Annotated in this window: 9 protein-coding genes and 1 pseudogene; 7 read left to right on the forward strand and 3 right to left on the reverse strand. The window is 69.4% G+C overall.

Going from position 1 to position 18,373, the window contains the following annotated elements; all coding sequences use genetic code 11:
• Positions 1-203: 203 nt before the first annotated feature.
• Entirely contained in the window at positions 204-665 is a 462-nt protein-coding gene (locus tag AC0AIB_RS02785) for a VOC family protein (RefSeq protein ID WP_328345460.1), read from the reverse strand.
• Positions 666-1,339: 674 nt separating this feature from the next.
• Between AC0AIB_RS02785 and AC0AIB_RS02790 the strand changes: the two genes are divergently transcribed.
• Positions 1,340-2,539, forward strand: coding sequence for a pectate lyase (locus AC0AIB_RS02790; RefSeq protein ID WP_465095937.1), 1,200 nt, complete (start codon positions 1,340-1,342; stop codon positions 2,537-2,539).
• A gap of 411 nt (positions 2,540-2,950) precedes the next feature.
• On the forward strand, positions 2,951-4,561 hold the full coding sequence (locus tag AC0AIB_RS02795) for a glycoside hydrolase family 44 protein (protein WP_328345463.1): 1,611 nt from the start codon (positions 2,951-2,953) through the stop codon (positions 4,559-4,561).
• A 207-nt stretch (positions 4,562-4,768) separates the two neighbouring features.
• Here AC0AIB_RS02795 and AC0AIB_RS02800 read toward each other — a convergent pair whose 3' ends face one another.
• Together AC0AIB_RS02800 and AC0AIB_RS02805 are read right to left on the reverse strand one after the other, a co-directional pair.
• Positions 4,769-6,889 (reverse strand): ThuA domain-containing protein, encoded by a 2,121-nt coding sequence (locus AC0AIB_RS02800; RefSeq protein ID WP_465095938.1) that lies wholly within the window; start codon positions 6,887-6,889, stop codon positions 4,769-4,771.
• Between the two features lie 64 nt (positions 6,890-6,953).
• The gene (locus AC0AIB_RS02805) at positions 6,954-9,761 is read right to left on the reverse strand and encodes a PQQ-dependent sugar dehydrogenase (protein ID WP_465095993.1); all 2,808 of its coding nucleotides are present in this window, start codon (positions 9,759-9,761) and stop codon (positions 6,954-6,956) included.
• Positions 9,762-10,281: 520 nt separating this feature from the next.
• Here AC0AIB_RS02805 and AC0AIB_RS02810 point away from each other — a divergent pair.
• From AC0AIB_RS02810 to AC0AIB_RS02830, 5 genes and pseudogenes are all read left to right on the forward strand, one after another.
• Positions 10,282-10,461 (forward strand): annotated as a pseudogene (locus AC0AIB_RS02810) (3-ketoacyl-ACP reductase); the annotation flags it as partial.
• Between the two features lie 112 nt (positions 10,462-10,573).
• Positions 10,574-11,107: a TetR/AcrR family transcriptional regulator C-terminal domain-containing protein gene (locus AC0AIB_RS02815; RefSeq protein WP_465095994.1), complete on the forward strand. Its 534-nt coding sequence runs from the start codon at positions 10,574-10,576 to the stop codon at positions 11,105-11,107.
• Between the two features lie 919 nt (positions 11,108-12,026).
• Complete coding sequence (locus AC0AIB_RS02820) at positions 12,027-12,254, forward strand: acyl carrier protein (RefSeq protein WP_328345466.1); 228 nt, start codon at positions 12,027-12,029, stop codon at positions 12,252-12,254.
• A gap of 31 nt (positions 12,255-12,285) precedes the next feature.
• Positions 12,286-13,806, forward strand: a complete 1,521-nt coding sequence (locus tag AC0AIB_RS02825) for an amino acid adenylation domain-containing protein (RefSeq protein WP_465095939.1) — start codon at positions 12,286-12,288, stop codon at positions 13,804-13,806.
• Positions 13,807-13,840: 34 nt separating this feature from the next.
• Positions 13,841-18,199, forward strand: coding sequence for a non-ribosomal peptide synthetase (locus tag AC0AIB_RS02830; RefSeq protein WP_465095940.1), 4,359 nt, complete (start codon positions 13,841-13,843; stop codon positions 18,197-18,199).
• Positions 18,200-18,373: the final 174 nt, after the last annotated feature.

Genomic DNA, 18,373 nt, shown 5'->3' on the forward strand with positions numbered 1-18,373 from the left:
CGCGATATTACGAAATCGCTCCGGATCTCGAATGGCCAGGTTCGTTCGATGTGGTGGGGCGCTGGCCGGCGGCGACGTATTCACGGACCGCGGTCCGGGCTTGGGCTGGGGTCACTCGTGCAATGTCGGCGGCGATGTCCACCAAGCCTGCGCCGGGTGACCCGTACACGGTGATGGGTGTGTCTGCTTCCCTTTCGGCGGCGTTAATCCGCCTGCCCAAACCACGCATCGTGGACAGCGCGCAAGCCGTCGTCCGAGGAGTCGGTCAACCGGAAGAACTTCCACGCATACCCGTACGGGTCCTCAAACTCGACGTACCTTTCCCCCCACGGTGCGTCCATCGGACCGGCACTGATGACGCAGCCAGCAGCCCGGCACCGTAGGGCCGCCTCGTCGATGTCTTCAACTTCGAGCCCGATGACAACGCCAAGCCCACGCGGACCGGCCTTCGTCCGACGTTCCCGCACGCTGTCCGGGAACGGGATGCCTACCAACGCGTCGACCAGCAACTGCACCGGACCCCTGCGGAGGATTGCCATCACGACACCACCATCCGCGCCAGGCACCGTGCCCACCGGGACAAAACCGAAGCTCCGATACAACGTCGTCGCCGCAGTCACGTCACCGACCCGCAACCCCACCCGAACCGACGGCTCACCGCTCATACAGCGACGGTAGCTAATCACCACACCGCATGAGCGCCTCACTCAACCTGTCCCTTCAACCTCTGTATGAAGTGCGCCTCACCCACCTCGCCGGTCGCTCCCGGGGGCGGGCGGCACTCGCGCCTGGAACCGTTCGTACTCCTCGCTGCGGGGTGGCCCGCCGCAGCCGCTCTCGAATCGCGCGGTGCGGTCGGGGGATACCTACCACGCGACTCTCTGATCAGGGAGTTGGCCACAGGCTGCCGCGCTTTCCACGGGCCGGACGCAGACGCGCGCTGGCGGAGGATTCGGCAGACGGATCGAACACCTCGGCGAGGTCGCCGTCCGGCTCTCCGGGATGGCGACGGTCCAGCAGTCACTCCAGGACACACCGGACGAGGTCCCGGAACAGTGGGCGGCCTGCCTGTCGAAGCGGGTGGCCCGGGCCCCGCCCCCACCGGCGACCCCGGGGTGTCCGGCAGGTCCACCGCACTCAGCCGGGCGGCCTGACCGGTGCGGTGCCTGCGGGTGTGCCCACCGCTCCGCCGTGCAGCAGCACCGACACGCCCTACCAGTTCTTAAAGGACAAAATAGACGAAGATGGTGTGACCCTTGCCTCATCATCGACCAGCCTCTATGGTCGATGGAAAGCGCTTTCCCGTACAAGGTGCTCATGCTCGAAAGGGTGAAATCAGATGAGACGCAAAGTCGCCTCGCGGTGGCTGGCCGGCGGTGCCACCGTGGTCGCCGGTGCCGTCATCGCGCTCGCGCTGCAGATGCCCAGCGCCTCCGCCGCCACGAACCTGAGCCTCGGCGCCGGCGCCGACGGCTCCAGCAAGGCCAGCGGTACCAGCTACGGCAACGTCATCGACGGCAACGCCAGCACCTACTGGTCGCCGAGCGGCTCGACCGGCACGGTCTCGGTCAAGTGGGGCAGCGCCACCACGGTGTCCTCGGCCGTCATCGTGCAGGCCTCGGGCGGCGGCTCGATCAGCGGCTGGCAGCTCAAGAACAACGACACGGGCTCCGTCCTGGCCAGCGGCAGCAGCGCGCCGAGCACCGTCAACTTCTCCTCCACGTCGCTGAAGAAGGTCTCCTTCGTCATCACCAGCGCGTCCGGCACTCCGCGGATCGCCGAGTTCGAGACGTACTCCAGCGGCGGTCCGACCCCGACCACCGGTCCCACCAGCGGCCCCACGTCCAGCCCGACCAGCAACCCGGGCACGCCGACCGGCGCGTGGCCGTCGTCGGCCGGCTCGGTCAGCATCTCCGGCACGGTCAACGTCTCCGGCACCTTCGACGGCGGGATGAAGACCTACTGCTGCATCGGTGACGGTGGGCAGAGCGAGTCGCAGGACCCGATGTTCAAGATCGCCAACGGTGGCACGCTGCAGAACGTCATCCTCGGCTCGCCCGCCGGCGACGGCGTGCACTGCGAAGGCACCTGCACCCTGCGCAACGTGTGGTGGAACGACATCGGTGAGGACGCCGCCACCTTCAAGCAGACCAACGGCGGTACCTCGTACGTCATCGGTGGTGGCGCGCGTAGCGGCAGCGACAAGACCTTCCAGCACAACGGCAACGGCACGGTCAACATCTCCGGCTTCTACCTGAAGGGGTCCGGCAAGCTGTACCGCGGCTGCGGCAACTGCACCACCTCGTACACCCGCCATGTGCGTATCGACAACGTCCTGGTCGACGACATCGACATGCTCGCCGGCATCAACAGCAACTGGAACGACACCGCGACGATCACCCGCGTGGTCGTGATCGGCTCGGCCACCATCTGCGGCAAGTACAAGGGTGTGCCCAAGGGCAGCGAACCCAGCTACCTCGGTGAGGGCTGGAACGACGCCAACTGCAAGGTCAACAGGAGCGACGTCACCTTCCGGTAGTCACCCCGGACGGGTTCCTTCCCGGAGGGGCACCCGCCGCCGGGCGGGTGCCCCTCCGGGCTGCAGCCGCCCGACGGCTGTCACATCCGGGGCGACAAACCCGAGCGCCGGTGAGAGGCGTCGCGCCGACGTTTCGATGTGGAACGGCCAGCTCAACGAGTGGAAATCGGCGGCACGTGGTCCCCGACCCGGGTCTGCGTAAACTCCACGGGCAGTTCGGCACCGCGGCGCGGTGCCAGTGAATGGCGCTCACCACGGCGACGCCCTTGCATTCCTGAGTGTTGACGAGTTGACTCGACATTGACGGTGAATAATATGTGGGCGGGTTCGGTCCGTCCTGGGCCGATCGACGGCGGGAGTCTTCTGATGGTGCAACGACGGCGCGAGCCACGTTCGGCCACGGTGATCGGGGTGGCCGGATCTCTCGTGGTGGGGCTGTTGACCACCCAGGCGGGCGTCGGTCCGGCGGCAGCCGCCGCCGACGGGCTCACCCTGGCTGTGGACGTGTCCGCCGCCCGGCACCGGATCAGTCCCGACATCTACGGCATGAACGGCGGCGACCCCGCGCTCGTCGCCGAACTCGGCACACCGGTGGCCCGGTGGGGCGGTAACGCGAGCAGTCGCTACAACTTCAAGAACCACACCTACAACACGGGCAGCGACTGGTACTTCGAGAACATCGTGGCCGGCCCCGACAACACGGTCGAGGCGTTCGTCCAGCGCAACCGGGACCAGGGGACCAAACAGGTGGTCGCCGTGCCCTTGATCGGCTGGGTGGCGAAGGACTCGCCCTCGTCGCACCCGTTCGCCTGCGGCTTCCCGGCCACCCGCTTCCCGGAGCAGGACTCGTTCGACCAGTGGGACCCCAACTGCGGCAACGGCCGGCACGCCGACACGAACCTGACCGGGGCGGTCCCCACGGACACCTCGATCCCGGCCGGCGCGTCGTTCGCGGGCGAGATGGTGTCCCATCTCGTGGACCAGTTCGGCCCGGCGGCACGCGGCGGCGTGTCGATCTACGAACTCGACAATGAGCCGGTGCTGTGGAGCTCCACCCACCGCGACGTGCATCCCGACCCGGTGGGCTACGACGAACTGGGCGGCAAGGGCACGGCGACCGCTGCGGCCATCAAGGCCGCCGACCCGCGTGCGGCGGTGCTCGGCCCGTCCGGCTGGGGTTACTGCGAATGGGTGGCGTCGGGTGTGGACGGATGCGCGCCGGGCGCGGACGCGGCGGCGCACGGCGGGCTCAACCTGTCCCAGTGGTACCTGAAGAACATGAAGGACTTCAGTGACGCCCACCGTGGGAAGCGCTTCCTCGACTACTTCGACCAGCACTACTACCCGCAGATCAGCGGGGGTAAGGACCCGGACGCCAACGCGCTGCGGCTGCGGTCCACCCGGTCGTTGTGGGATCCGACGTACGTGGACGAGTCGTGGATCGGTCCCGGTGGGGTGAACGCGCCGCCATTGCAGTTCATCCGCCAGATGAAGGCGTGGGTCGCGCAGTACTACCCTGGCACGAAGATCGCCATCACCGAATACAACTGGGGTGCGCTGGACGACATCAACGGCGCACTCGCGCAGGCCGACGTGCTCGGCATCTTCGGGCGTGAGGGTCTGGACCTGGCCACCATCTGGGGCGAACCGAAACCGACCGACCCCGGCGCGTACGCGTTCCGGATGTACCGGAACTACGACGGAGCCGGGAGCAGGTTCGGGGACGTGAGCGTGTCGGCGGCCAGCAGCGACCAGGGACAGCTCGCGGTCTACGCCGCACAACGCTCGTCCGACAAGGCACTCACCGTCATGGTGGTCAACAAGACGGGCCAGGATCTGACGTCACGGATGGCACTCGCCGGATTCCACGGCAGGGACAAGGCGCAGCGGTTCACCTACGGACCGGCCGACCTCACCTCGATCGTCCGGGGTGAGGATCTCCCGGTGACCCGGGGCGGCGTCAGCGCGACGTACCCGGCGAACTCCGTGACGCTGCTCGTCCTGCCGCAACGCCGGCACTGAGCGGTCGGCGGGGGCGGCCGGGGACGGAGGCGTGGCGGCTGCCGTGCTGCCGTCCCGGGCCGGACTGCTGCGGTCCGCCGGGCCGGAGGTGGACGACCTCGTGGTCACGCTGCACGACAAGGGCACCGGACCGGACGGCAGTTACGACCTGGGTCGGACGTGCCCCCGCTGCCGGTCCGACAGCGGGGGCACTGCCTGCCTACCGGGTTACGGCAGGGTCCATTTCTGGTTGGCGGCGGCCAGGCAGGTCCACAGGTGGACGGCTTGGCCGTCGGTGGCGCTGTTGTTCGACACGTCCAGGCATTTGTTCGACTGTGGGTTGCGGAGGGTGCCGTCGGCCTGGGCGGACCAGTTCTGTGCGCCGCTGCCGTTGCAGGTCCAGAGTTGGATCTTCGTGCCGTCGGTGGAGCCTCCGCCGGAGATGTCCAGGCATTTGCCCAGTGCCTTCACAGTGCTGTTCGGGGTGACCGACCAGGTCTGGGCGGCGGTGCCGTTGCAGGTGTAGATCTGGATCTGGGTGCCGTCGTCGGTCGCCGCGTTGCGCACGTCCAGGCACTTGCCGCCGAGCCCGACGACCGGCCCGGTGCCCGGGGTACCGGGGATGCCGCCGCCCCGCACCAGGGTGAAGTCGTCCAGGTCGAACAGGCCGGTCCCGGAGCCGGTGAAGGTCAGGTACACGGTCTGCGTACCGGTGGGCACCCCGGCCAGGGCGGTGCTGACGTCGGCGTACGTGGTCCAGCTTCCGGTGTTGGGCACCGCCACCTGGCCGAGCAGCGGGCCGGTGGCCGAGCCGGTCCGGATGCCGATGGTGCCGCCCGATCCACCGGACACCACCCGGGCCCGCAACGAGGTGACCCCGGTCAGGTCGAGACCCGGGTACGCGGCCCAGTCGCCCGGGTCGACGTAGCCGAGGGTCTGCCCGCCGTTGGCCCCGGCCTTGGTGAACGCGCTGACCCCGTTGGCCGAGCTGAACGCCTCGGCCTGCACGGTGGTGGTGCCGCCCGGTGGCGGGGTACCGCCCAACTCCTTGATCCGGACGTTGCGGAACGACACGTCGTCGCCCGTGCCGTGGTTCTGGAGCCCGACGTGGCCGGCGAGCGAGCGGGCCGGGTCGGTGTTGGTGAAGTCGTTGATCTTCCGCCCGTTGAGGAAGACCTGGAGACGTTCCCCCTCGACCAGCAACTCGTAGCTGTTCCACTCTCCTGGCGGGTTCAGGGCGGCGTCCCGGGCGGCCAGGTCGGCTGACTGGAAGGTGTAGACCGCACCGGTGGTGCGGTCGGCCGCGTCGGTGGCGTCGATCTGGATCTCGTACCCGTTGTCCACCGCCGACCAGGGGTCGGTCGACGGTGGGAAGCCGATGAAGACGCCCGAGTTGTCGTCGCCGGGCATCCGCCAGTCCAGTTTGAGGGAGTAGTTGGTGAACTGCTTGGCGCTGTACCAGTACAGGCCCATGCCACCGGCGGAGGTGAGGGTGGCGTCGGAGTTGCTGAAGCTGCCCGGACCGGCCTGCGACCAGCCGGTGGTGGACCCGTTGTAGAGGTTGCTGTAGCCGGTCTCCGGACGGCAGTCGGCCTTCGCCCGACCGGCCGCGTAGCGGATGCCGCCGAGCAGGTGGCTGCGGAACGCTGCCTCCGCGTACGACCCCTGGGTGTGCCCCAGGCCGGTGTAGAACGACCGACCGGAGCTGACCGTCTTGCACCAGGAGATCGGATGGTCACCGCCCATCGAGCCGCCCGAGTACGACGACTCGTCCAGGGTGGCGAGGACCCGGGTGCCCGCGCGCGGGTTGGTCTGGTAGTTGTACCACTCGTCGGTGCGGGTCCAGGTCTGCGGCAGCTGCCCGGTGGCCGGGTGCGCCCGGTTCTCGATGCGGATGTTCGCCTGCTGGATGGCCGGGTGCGAGGCGAAGTAGCCACCCACCAGGCTGCCGTAGTACGACCAGCCGTACTCGGTGTCGGCGGCGGAGTGGACGCCGACGTACCCGCCGCCGCCGTTGACGTACGACTCGAAGGCGGACTGCTGTGCGGCGTCCAGGACGTCCCCGGTGGTGTTGAGGAAGATCACCGCCTCGTACTGGGCCAGATTCGCGGTGGTGAACCGGGACGCGTCCTCGGTCGCGGTCACGGAGAAGCCGTTCGCCGCACCGAGCTCCCGGATCGCCTGGGTGCCGACGGCGATCGAATCGTGCCGGAACCCGGCGGTCTTGGAGAAGACCAGCACGTCGTACGGAGCATCGGCCGCACTGGCCGGAGTCGCCGACGTCGTGCCGGCAAGAACTGCGGCAGCGGCGGTCACCGCGCCGAGGACGGGTCGAAGGAGTCTGCGCATGTCACTCTCCCGAACGGGGTGGAGGGTGGTGCCGGGGCACCCCGTGGGTGCCCCGGCAGGCGGGTTACGGCAGGGTCCACTTCTGGTTGGCGGCGGCCAGGCAGGTCCACAGGTGGACGGCTTGGCCGTCGGTGGCGCTGTTGTTCGACACGTCCAGGCATTTGTTCGACTGTGGGTTGCGGAGGGTGCCGTCGGCCTGGGCGGACCAGTTCTGTGCGCCGCTGCCGTTGCAGGTCCAGAGTTGGATCTTCGTGCCGTCGGTGGAGCCTCCGCCGGAGATGTCCAGGCATTTGCCCAGTGCCTTCACAGTGCTGTTCGGGGTGACCGACCAGGTCTGGGCGGCGGTGCCGTTGCAGGTGTAGATCTGGATCTGGGTGCCGTCGTCGGTCGCCGCGTTGCGCACGTCCAGGCACTTGCCGCCGAGCCCGACGACCGGCCCGGTGCCGGGAGTGGTGCCGCCGGTGACGAACGTGAACGTGTCGAGGTCGAACAGTGCCCCGGTGCCCCCGGCGAAGGTGAGGTAGAGCGTGCCGGTGCTGGCCGGCGCGCCGGAGATGGTGCCGGTGACGGTGGTGAAGGTCTCCCAGCCACCGGTGACCGGGACCGTCGCCTGGCCCAGCACGGTGCCGGTGGGCGAACCCATCCGTACCTGGAGGGTGCCGCCGACGCCGTTGGAGGAGACCCGGGCGCTGAACGAGGTGGCCTTGTCGAGCCGGTACGGCTCGAACGCGATCCAGTCGCCGTTGTCGATGCTGCCGACGGTCCGGCCGCCCTCGGCCGGGGCCTTGTCGTAGAGGGTCACCCCCGAGGACGTCTTGAGGTGTTCGGCCTGGCGCTTGCGCGGCTGGAGGGTGTGCTGCTTGTGGGTGGTCAGCCCACCGGCGTCGGTGTACTCGGCGTCGAAGATCGCGAAGATGTTCGCCGCGTCGTCGTGCTCGCCGTCGACCGGGATGGTGATCGAGCCGGAGCAGCCGTTGACCGAGGTGATCTGGTGACCGTGCTGGTCGTGGCCGAGCACGTAGGTCATTCTGACCTTGGTGCAGTCGATGGTGCCGTCCTCGGGGTCGGTGACGGTGATGCTGAACGGCACCGTGTCGCCGTAGGAGAAGAGCGAGCCGTTCGCCGGGCCGGTGATGGTGACGGTCGGGGCGGTGTTGCCGACGCCGATCTGCACGCCGGCGGTACCGGTCGCGCCCTGCGGGTCCCTGACGGTCAGGGTGACGTTGTAGGTGCCGTTGGCGGTGAACGTCTTGCTGGGGTTGGCCGCCGTGGAGGTGGTGCCGTCGCCGAACGCCCACGAGTACGTCAACGCTCCGCCCTCCGGGTCCGACGACCCGGCCGACGAGAAGTTCACCGTCAGCGGAGCTGCCCCGGAGGTCCTGTCGGCGGCAGCGGCGGCGGTCGGCGCGCGGTTGCCACCGGCGACGTAGTCGTACCGGTACAGCGCCGAGTTGGCGTCACCGTTGAAGTAGCCGGTGCCGTAGTCGAGGACGTACAGCGCGCCGTCCGGGCCGAACGCCGAGTCCATGACCTGCTTGCCGGTCCAGGGGAACGACGCGTCGATGGCGCCCCGGGAGCCGTCGGCGTTGACGTGGATGGGCTTGATCCAGCCCCGGCCCAGCTCGGTGGCGAAGAACTGGCCGTCGAAGGACTGCGGGAACTTCGTGGTGGACGGGTTCGACGCGCTGTAGCGGTAGACCGGACCGGCCATCGGCGACTCGGAGCCGCCACCGAACTCCGGCGGGCTGCCGGCGTCACCGGCGTACCGGATCCAGGCCGGTTGCGCCCCGGGCAGGGTGGGCAGGCCGGTGTTGCGGAACGAGTTGTTGGTCGGCCCACCGGTGCAGTTGTACTTGGCGCCTGCGGTGCCGGCGGCGAAGTCCCACTTCGCGTACGTCTCGGTGGCGGTGTTGGTGCCGGTGCAGTACGGCCAGCCGTAGTTGCCCGGCCCGGTCACCCGGTTGAACTCGACCTGCCCACTGGGGCCGCGCGTGCTGGTGGTACCGGCGTCCGGGCCGTAGTCGCCGACGTAGACGACCCCGGTGGCCTTGTCCACGCTCATCCGGAACGGGTTACGGAACCCCATCGCGTAGATCTCCGGACGGGTCCGCGCGGTGCCCGGGGCGAACATGTTCCCGGCCGGGACGGAGTAACTTCCGTCCGCGTTCACCTTGATCCGCAGGATCTTGCCGCGCAGGTCGTTGCTGTTGGCCGCGCTGCGCTGCGCGTCGTACGCGGGGTTACGGTTGGTCCGCTCGTCGATCGGCGCATACCCGGCGGAGTCGAACGGGTTGCTGTCGTCGCCGGTCGACAGGTACAGGTTCCCGGCCGCGTCGAAGTCGATGTCCCCGCCGACGTGGCAGCAGATGCCCCGGTCGGCCGGCACGTCCAGGACGTTGACCTGGCTGGACGTGTTCAGCGTCCAGTTGGCGTTGAGGGTGAACCGGGACAGCCGGTTCACGCCCTGCCAGGCGGAGAAGTCCGTGCCGGTGGCCGGAGCGTCCCCGGCGGGGGTGGACAGCGGCGGGGCGTAGTACAGGTAGACGTGCCGGTTGGTGGTGAAGTTCGGGTCCACCCCGACGCCCTGGAGGCCCTCCTCGTCGTGGGTGTAGACGGGGATCGTGCCCACCACGGTGGTGGTGCCGGCCGCGTCGGTGCGACGCAGTGTGCCGTTACGGGCGGTGTGCAACACCGACCGGTCGGGCAGCACCGCGATGGTCATGGGCTCGCCGACCTCGGCTACCCCCTTGGCCAGGGTGACCTGCTGGAAGTCGGTGGGGGTGATGGTGTGGGCCTGGGCGGGTGCCGGGCTGCCGAGGGCGACCAGCCCGGCGGCGGCCACCAGTAGTAGTGCGGAGCTGACCGACGCCATTCGTCGGCCGGTTGCGCCATCGTGTGTGGACACTGGCTGTCCGTCCCTTCCTGACGTGCGAATGCCAGGGCGGGGCGCGTGTCGTCGCGCCGGATGCCGTAGCGGGGGAGGGGTCGATGGATCACCGCGCCGCCGGTTCACCTCGCCGAAACACTTTCGTGATGGCGAAGACATTAAGCCGTTTCGATCCTGCTGTCCATGCCTTCTGTCGAACCACGGCGGACTTTCGCTTGAACCTTGAAAAGTCCCCACCGTTGCAGCACGGGGCCGAGACGACGGCGACGACTGTGGACCGCAGTAGGACCGGCACCCGTGCCTGCGCAGGGCCGCCGCGTACGCCTGTTCCAGGGCGTGCCGCGCACCTGCCGGGTCACCCCAGCTCCAGGCGCAGCGCGGCCCGGGTCGCGCCGGCCACCGCCCGTACGTGGTGGTGGGGGAACGCGATGTCGCCGGATGGGCCACGCCCGGCGGCGTCGAGGAGCTCGCTGGCCCGGCTCAGCTGAGGCCGGCCTCCCGAACGGCGACCAGGCCGACGGCCACCCCGTTGTTCCTCGACGGGAAGGACCAGCAGACGATCGACCACCTCGCCTCGCTGTCGCCGCTGCAACGGCTGGGCCGGCCTGACGACGTCGCCTTCGTTGCCGGGCCGGCGCGCTGGATCAACGGTCAGGTCATCTACACCAACGGCGGAATCGTCTGACCGTCGAGACTCAAGTGGAGGTATGCCATGCCCGCCGGAAGGGTGACACATACGCGAGTGTCAACATCACTGTCGAATGTCGACGTCGACCCATCTCTAGGTGAGCAATGAGATGCCATCGGCATTCTCTGAATCGCTCGAGTTCGGGGTCACGGAGTGCCCGGCCGGCGGCGGGTGCGTTTCCGGCCGCAGGTCGCGGCACCCATCCCGGTACGCCGCAGTGGGCACGTCCTCACGGCGTCGGTACGCGCACCGCGTCGTCCTCGGTGCCGCCCTGCCGCGTCACCACAGGGTCTGCGCTGTCGGCCGATCCCGCCCGGGGCCGGACAGGCTCACCAAGGCCCTGGCCGACCGCTTCGACCGCCTTGCGCTGGGCGGCCGATCGCGGATCTCCGATCCGGTCCTGGCCGCCGAGCAGTTCCTCGCGCTGATCACCGGGCCGTTGGAGAGCCGGTCGTGCTACGGCAACCGCAGCGTCTCCGCGCAGAAACAGCGGGTCGTCACACCGTGGCCGCCGTGGATACGTTCCTGCTGGCCTTCGGGTTGGCCAGACGCATCGACAACACCACCGTCAGGGGTGGCCGGGCACTCCTGGCGGAGGCGCTCTGTCGATCAGCGCCGCCAGGTCCGAGCGCGTCAGGCTTGAACCTCCGCCCGGTCACCGCACCCGTGGAAACCAGCTAACCCACTCTCCAAAAAAATCGGCGCTTGACGTACGGCCAGGTCGGACGCACCTCAATCGACTACGCAAAGAGCCTGCCGCGATGGACGGCGTTCCAGGCACCCCACCACGAGCTACTCCATACGGCGGTCAAAGCCAACCCGCCGATTGGCCACCTGATCAGTCGGGACACCCAAGGTGAATTCCACATCGTGGGAAGCTGGTTCCGCTGCTGGCAGTAGATCGACAGACTTGATCGCGGAACAGTGCTGTAGAGAATGTACTACTGTGTCTCGGGGGCTCAGGTGGGGTATTCGAACTCCCTCCAGGAAATGGCGGGGGATGCGTCCGATCAGACGGAAGAATCACGTCTCTGACCGTTCTATTCGCCGGACGCGGTGGCACGCGCGCGTCGGCCCGGATCGCAGCCGGAGACCTGTCGGGCACGTACGAGTGAGCCGTCTGGACGTTACCAGCGTCAACCTCGCCTTCGAGGCGCCGATCGCCCGTCTGGTGGAGCGCCTCGGCACCGCGCGACTGCCGGTGGCTGCGACAACCTTCGGCGCACGTGCCGCGCTGCTGATACCGGCCGGCGGCGAGCGGCGCTCCGGTGATCTTCTGTGCCGGCACCACCGGTCTCGCGGCCGGCGTGACGACGCTGAGCGTGCTGTTGCGTCCCCACCGGCAGCAGGAGCCGCCACCGGAGCTGCCGACCCAGGTCAGGGCTTCAGTCCGGTCCATCTCCTGGGGCACCATTCCGCTCGGCTCATTGCTGGCGGGCCTGTTCGCCCAGCTCCGGGAGCCCCGCGCCGGCCTTGTGCTGGGCGCCGGCAGTGCTCTCCCCGCACCGTGGTGCAGCCAGGTGCGGCACTGCGCAACCTCGACGAAGTAAGGATGGCAGCCCATGCCTGAGCCCGGCGGCAACCGCACGATCGTCCTACGCATCGTTTCCGATGTGCTCGAGGTGCCGGGCGTCACGGCGGCCGACAGCTTCTACGACTTCGGTGGGTCCTCCCTGCAGGCCATGCGGATCTGCGCCCGGATCGGCAGAGAACTGGGGATCGAGATCCCGGCGCAGGTTCTCTTCGACAGCGACACGCTCGCCGACGTCATCTCGATGACCGAAGCCTGATCCGTTCCCACCGGCCGAGGGAGCAGTCTCCGTGCCCTGGACCACTCGCCCGCCGTCCCCGCCGATCCACGAAGCGGTCGCGGCCCAGGCCCGATCGCGGCCGAACGCGGTTGCCCTGATCCACCGGGATGAACACGTCAGCTATGCGGCGCTGGACGCCGCCGCGGACAGTTACGCCACCGACCTCTGGTCGAACGGGGTACGGCCGGGGCACAGGGTCCCCGTGCTCCTCCCGCGGACGCCGCGGTTGATCATGGTTCTTCTCGGCATCCTCAAATGCGGCGCGGCCTACGCCGCCATGGACCGTCGCTGGCCGCCGGCCCGCGTCGCCTACCTCGCCACCACCCTGCGGGCCCCGCTGATGGTGTCCGATGTTGACGTGACCGGCAGCCCGGCGAGCTGGACCCCCGCGGACCCGATGCCCGGCCGTGTCGGCGCACGGCACGGCCGGCCACCGAGCGTCCCGGTCAGTGGCACGGACCCCGCCGCGATCTTCTTCACGTCGGGGAGCACCGGCGTCCCCAAGGGCGTGCTGTCACCACATCGCGCGACCACCCGGCTGTTCGGTGGCGGTGGGTTCGCCGACCTCGGCCCGGGTAGGGTCGTCCTGCAGGCCGCACCTCCGTCCTGGGATGCCTTCAGCCTCGAAGTGTGGGGTCCGCTGACGAGCGGCGGGTCGTGCGTCCTCGCCGAGACCGACCACCTGTTGCCCGCGGAGCTCGTCCGCCTGACCAGCCGGGCCGGGTTGGACACGGTCTGGCTCACCTCGTCGCTGCTCAACTTCCTCATCGACGAGGACGATCCCGGCCGGTCCTGCCTGACCGGACTGCGGCACGTCATCACCGGCGGCGAGCGGCTCTCACCGACGCACGTGGCCCGGTTCCTGCTGCGCCACCCCGGCTGCCGGCTGACCAACGGGTACGGCCCGGTGGAGTCCTGTGTCTTCGCCACCACCCACCGCATCACGGCAGCCGACTGCGACCGCCCGGACGGCATTCCGCTCGGCCGGCCGGTGCCCGGGACGACAGTGCACATCCTCGACGGCGACGAGAGCGTCGGCGCCGGAGAAGTCGGCGAGATCTGCCTGGCGGGAGACGGACTCGCCCTCGGCTACCTCGACGACGACCACGCCACCTCGGCCGCGTTCCCGTACCTCACCATCGACGGCGTGCCGCAGCGCGTATACCGCACCGGCGACGTCGGATGCCTGGACTCCGATGGGCTTCTGCACTTCCGCGGCCGGGCGGACCTGCAGATCAAGATATCCGGGCATCGGATCGAGCCGGCGGAGGTCGAGAATGCCGCACGACGGGTGCCCGGAGTCCGGGACGCCGCCGTGCTCCCCGTCCCGGCCGAGGTCACCGGCTATGACCGGCTGGCGCTGTTCTACGTCACCGACGGGGCCGTCGCGACCTCGCCGGCGGTGATCCGGCAAGCGCTGGCCGACGCGCTCCCACCGCATCTCGTACCGCACGTCCTGCGGGCCCGCGACGAACTGCCCACCACGATGACCGGCAAGATCGACCGTGCGGTCCTGCTCCGATCACTCTGAGATCCTCGCGTCCGCACATCGGAAGGGTTCAGTCGTGACTCACCCGGGGGCTACCTACCCGATGTCGTTCGAGCAGGAGTCGATCTGGCTCAACGACCAGATGCAGGAGGACGGCTCCCGGTATGTCGAGTCGTGGTCCTATCGGCTGCGTGGCGTCCGCGTCGACACCGGCGCCGTGAGCCGGGCGCTGAACGGCATCGTTGCGCGCCACGAGGTGCTGCGCAGCCGGTTGTCGTTCACGGGCGGCGAGGCGTCACAGACCGTGATGCCGCCGGACGCGGTGGAGGTGGAGGTGCAGGTGCAGGAGGTGACCCGGCGGGGACTGGCCGAGGCGCTGGCCGCGGCGGCGAGCCGCCGGATAGACCTCGACCGGCCACCGCTGCTGCGCGCCACCCTGCTGCGGCTCTCCGACGACGACGCGATCCTGGTGGTGGCGATCCATCACGCGGTGGTCGACGACTGGAGTTTCCGCGTGCTCAGCACCGAATTCAGCGCGCTCTACCGGGCCGCACCCACCGGCGGGGAGGTCGCGCTGCCGGCCATTCCGCTCCAGCACGGGCCCTATGCACGGGAGCGCCGTCGCGCCTCTCGAAGCACCCTCGACGAGTCCACCGAGCACCTGCGGCGGGCACTGCGCGCCGCGCCGGAGGAGTCCACCTTCCCGGCCGATCGGCCCCGGCCGGAGCGGCTCAGCTGCCGGGGGGATCGCGTCGAGTTCCGGGTGGCCCCGGAGGTCGGTGCTGGTCTGCGTCGTCTTGCCCGGCGGGGCCGGTGCACGCCGTTCACCGTTCTGGCGGCCGCGTTGGTCGTGCTGATCTCGCGACACACCGGAGCCGGTGACGTGGTGATCGGCATCCCCGTGTCGCGCCGCGGCGATGACATCCTCGATCCGATGATCGGCTGCCTCTCAGACGTCATGCCGCTACGTCAGGAGGTGCCGTCCGACATCGCGTTCGCCGATCTGGTCCTCCGGGTCAAGGAACAACTGTGGACGACCATCGCACACCGTGCCGTGCCCTTCGCCCATCTGATCCGCGACCTGAAGCTCTCCCGTACACCGAACCGTTTTCCCCTGTTCCAGGTGGTCCTTGGCTACGAGGACACTCCGGCACCGGACCTCGACCTGCCGGGTCTGACCGCGGAGCGGCTCTACCTGCCCTCCGGTACGGCGAAGTACGACATCTTCCTGCACGTGGCGCCCAGGGACGGCGGTTTCCAGTGCTATCTCGAGTACGCCGTGGATCTCTACGACCGCCGTACCGCCGAGCTCCTGACGGCACGCCTCGGGACGCTGCTCCGGCACGTGGCAGGCGCCCCGGAGACACAGATCGGGCAGCTGGACGTGATCCCGCCGGCCGAGCGGCGGATCATCGACACCTGGTCGCGGGAGGCAGCCGCTCCGGGCGGGCGACCCGTGCCGCGCTCCGCGACCGACGCTTTCGCGGTCCAGGCCCGCAGGACACCTGACGCTCCGGCGATCGTGGACGCGGCCACCAGGTTGACGTACGCCCAGGTCGACGTGGCCGCCACGACGATCGCAGCGCATCTGGCCGCTCGTGGTTTCGCCGGCGAGCCGATCGGCGTGAGCCTGCCCCGCTCGGCGGCGATGGCCGTGGTGGTGCTGGGTGTGCTCCGCGCGGGCAGCGCCTGCCTGCCTCTCGACCCGGCCTACCCGGCCGACCGGATCGCGTACCTGGTGGCCGACAGCGGCATCCGGGTCGCCATCGTCCAGGGCGATCAGACCCGTGCCGCCCTTCCGGCGGAGACGATCACCGTCGAGGAGTTCGGCGATCCACCGGCCATGCCCGGCTCGGCCCGCCCGCCGGTCGGGCCGGACGACATCGCCTATCTCATCTACACATCGGGCTCCACCGGCCGTCCCAAAGGGGTGGCCGTTCCGCATCGGTCTCTGACCAATCTGCTGTCCTGGCAGTCGGCCCGGTCGTCCGCCGGGCCGGGTACCCGGACGCTGCAGTTCGCAGCCCTCAGCTTCGACGTGGCGTTCCAGGAGATCTTCGGTACGTGGGCCACGGCCGGCACCCTGGTCGTGGCGGACGACGAGGCGAGGCGTAACCCCGCCCGTCTTCTCGACCTGCTTGACCGGGAGCGGATCGACCGGGTGTTCCTGCCCTTCGTGGCGTTGCAGCAGTTGGCCGAGTACGCCTGTGCCACCGGCCGGTCGGTACCCCGGCTGACCGAGGTGATCACCGCCGGCGAGCAGTTGCATGCGACACCGGCGGTGCGTGAGTTCTTCCGCAAGCACGCTCCGAGCGCGTACCTGGAAAACCAGTACGGCCCGTCGGAGACCCACGTGGTCACCGCCGAACGTCTCGGCGCGGACCCGGACCGCTGGCCGAGCCTCCCGCCGATCGGCCGTCCCGTCGGGGGTGCCCGGGTGACCCTGCGCGACGGGCGGCTGCGACTGTGCCCGGTCGGGACGGTCGGGGAGATCTGTGTCGGCGGCTCCCCGGTGGCGCTGGGCTATCTCAGCCGACCTCAGCTGACCGGCGAGAAGTTCGTCCGCGATCCGCTCGACCCCTCCGACGTGATCTACCGGACCGGCGATCTCGCCCGCTACCTCCCGGACGGGAGCATCCAGTGGGTCGGTCGCGGAGACGACCAGATCAAGGTACGCGGCTACCGGGTCGAGCTCGGCGAGGTCACCTCGGCCGTTCAGGGCGTCCCCGGCGTCGCCCATGCCGCGGTCCTGCCCGAGGACCGCGGCCCGGACGGCAAACGCCTGATCGCGTACTACGTCCCGGCCACGGGCCAGGTGCCGACGCCGGAGACACTCCGCACGGCACTGGCCGGCCGGCTGCCGGAGTACCTCGTCCCCTCGGCCTTCGTCCGGTTGACGACCTTCCTGCGGACGCCGAGCGGCAAGGTGGACCTGGCGGCGCTGCCGCGGATCGTGCCGATCGACCGCGACGCCACGGCATCGGCCGCGACCCCGACCGAAGCGAGGATCGCCGACATCTGGCGCGACATGCTCGCCGTGTCCTCGGTGGATCCGGACGACGACTTCTTCGCACTGGGCGGGCATTCGCTGCTGGCGACGCGCCTGCTGCTGCGGGTTCGTGCGGAACTCGGCGTGGAGATCCCGCTGAGCGCGATCCTGACGGCGCCGACCGTCAGCGGCCTTGCGGCGATCGTCGACCGGGTCGAACCGCCCGCCGCAGGTCCGGACGGCGCCCGGCCGGACCTGGCGTCCGAGGCTACGCTGCCGGCCGACATCGTGGCCGCGCCGGAGGTGGTCCGGCACGTGGCTGATGCCGGCCGGGTGCTGCTGACCGGGGCGACCGGATTTCTCGGAGCGTTCACCCTCCACGCCCTTCTCCGGCGTACCCGTGCCACGGTGTGCTGCCTGGTGCGCGGCACCGACCGCGACCAAGCCGCGGCACGTCTGCACAACGCTCTCGAGGGGTACGGCATCCGGCCGGACGACCAGGAACACCGGATCGAGGTCCTTCCCGGCGACCTTGCGCAGCCACGCCTGGGACTGTCCGAGAGTGGTTTCGACGAGCTCGCCCGCCAGGTCGACGCGGTCTACCACGTCGGCGCCGCGGTGCATCTCACCGCGCCCTACCCGCTGCTCAGACAGGCTACGGTCGGCGGAACGACCGAGATTCTCCGGCTTGCCGCCCGGCATCGCAGCGTCCCGGTGCACTACGTCTCCACGGTCGGCGTGTACGCCCCGTCGGCGGGCGGGACGCTCCGACCGGACGACCGGACCGGTCCGCCCGACGCCCTCGTACATGGTTACACCCAGAGCAAATGGGTGGCCGAGCAGCTCGTGGAGGAGGCGCGCCGGCGCGGTCTGCCGGCCACGGTCTACCGGCCGAGTCGGATCACCGGACATAGCCGTACGGGGGCCTGCCAAAGCGGTGATTACCTGTGGCTCATCCTCAAGGGTTGCATTCAGGCGGGGGCCGCGCCGACCGGCGTGGACACTGCTTTCGACCTGGTCCCGGTGAACTACGTCAGCAACGCCATGGTCGCGTTGTCCCTCCGGGAGGACTCGACCGGCCGCAACTTCAACCTGGTTGCGGGCCTGCCGGTGCGACTGGGGAAGATGGTCGGCTGGCTCCGCTCGCGGGGCTACGCCCTGCGGCCGGTGCAGCCCGACGAGTGGCTGCGACGCGTCGAGGCCGATACCGGCAATGCCGCTTTCCCGCTGCTCGGGACCCTCGGCATGGAATTCGGGGGAGCCGGTTCGGAAGGCGGGCTGAGCTTCGACACCGCCGCCACCGACAGCGCGTTGTCAGGTTCGGGTGTTCTTCGCATAGAGTACGGAAGGGAATTGTTCGAGGCTGTGCTCGACCATTTCCTCCGCCGCCGCTGGCTTCCCGAGCCGACCCTGACAAGCAGCGCGAACGTGCGGGAAGAGCGTTGACGCGGTCGACGCGTTCCCGCCGGTGCGGTTGACGGTCGGTAGGAGCGACGATATGATCAGTTTCATGATCTACTGACACTGCGCCCGCTCGTGCCTGTGGCGACCCTGCCTGATCAGGAGACGCCCGCACGGGAATCCGGATACGAATCGCCTTTCAGGTTCGATCTCTTCTGG

This window comes from Micromonospora sp. DSM 43699 (genome assembly GCF_055517075.1).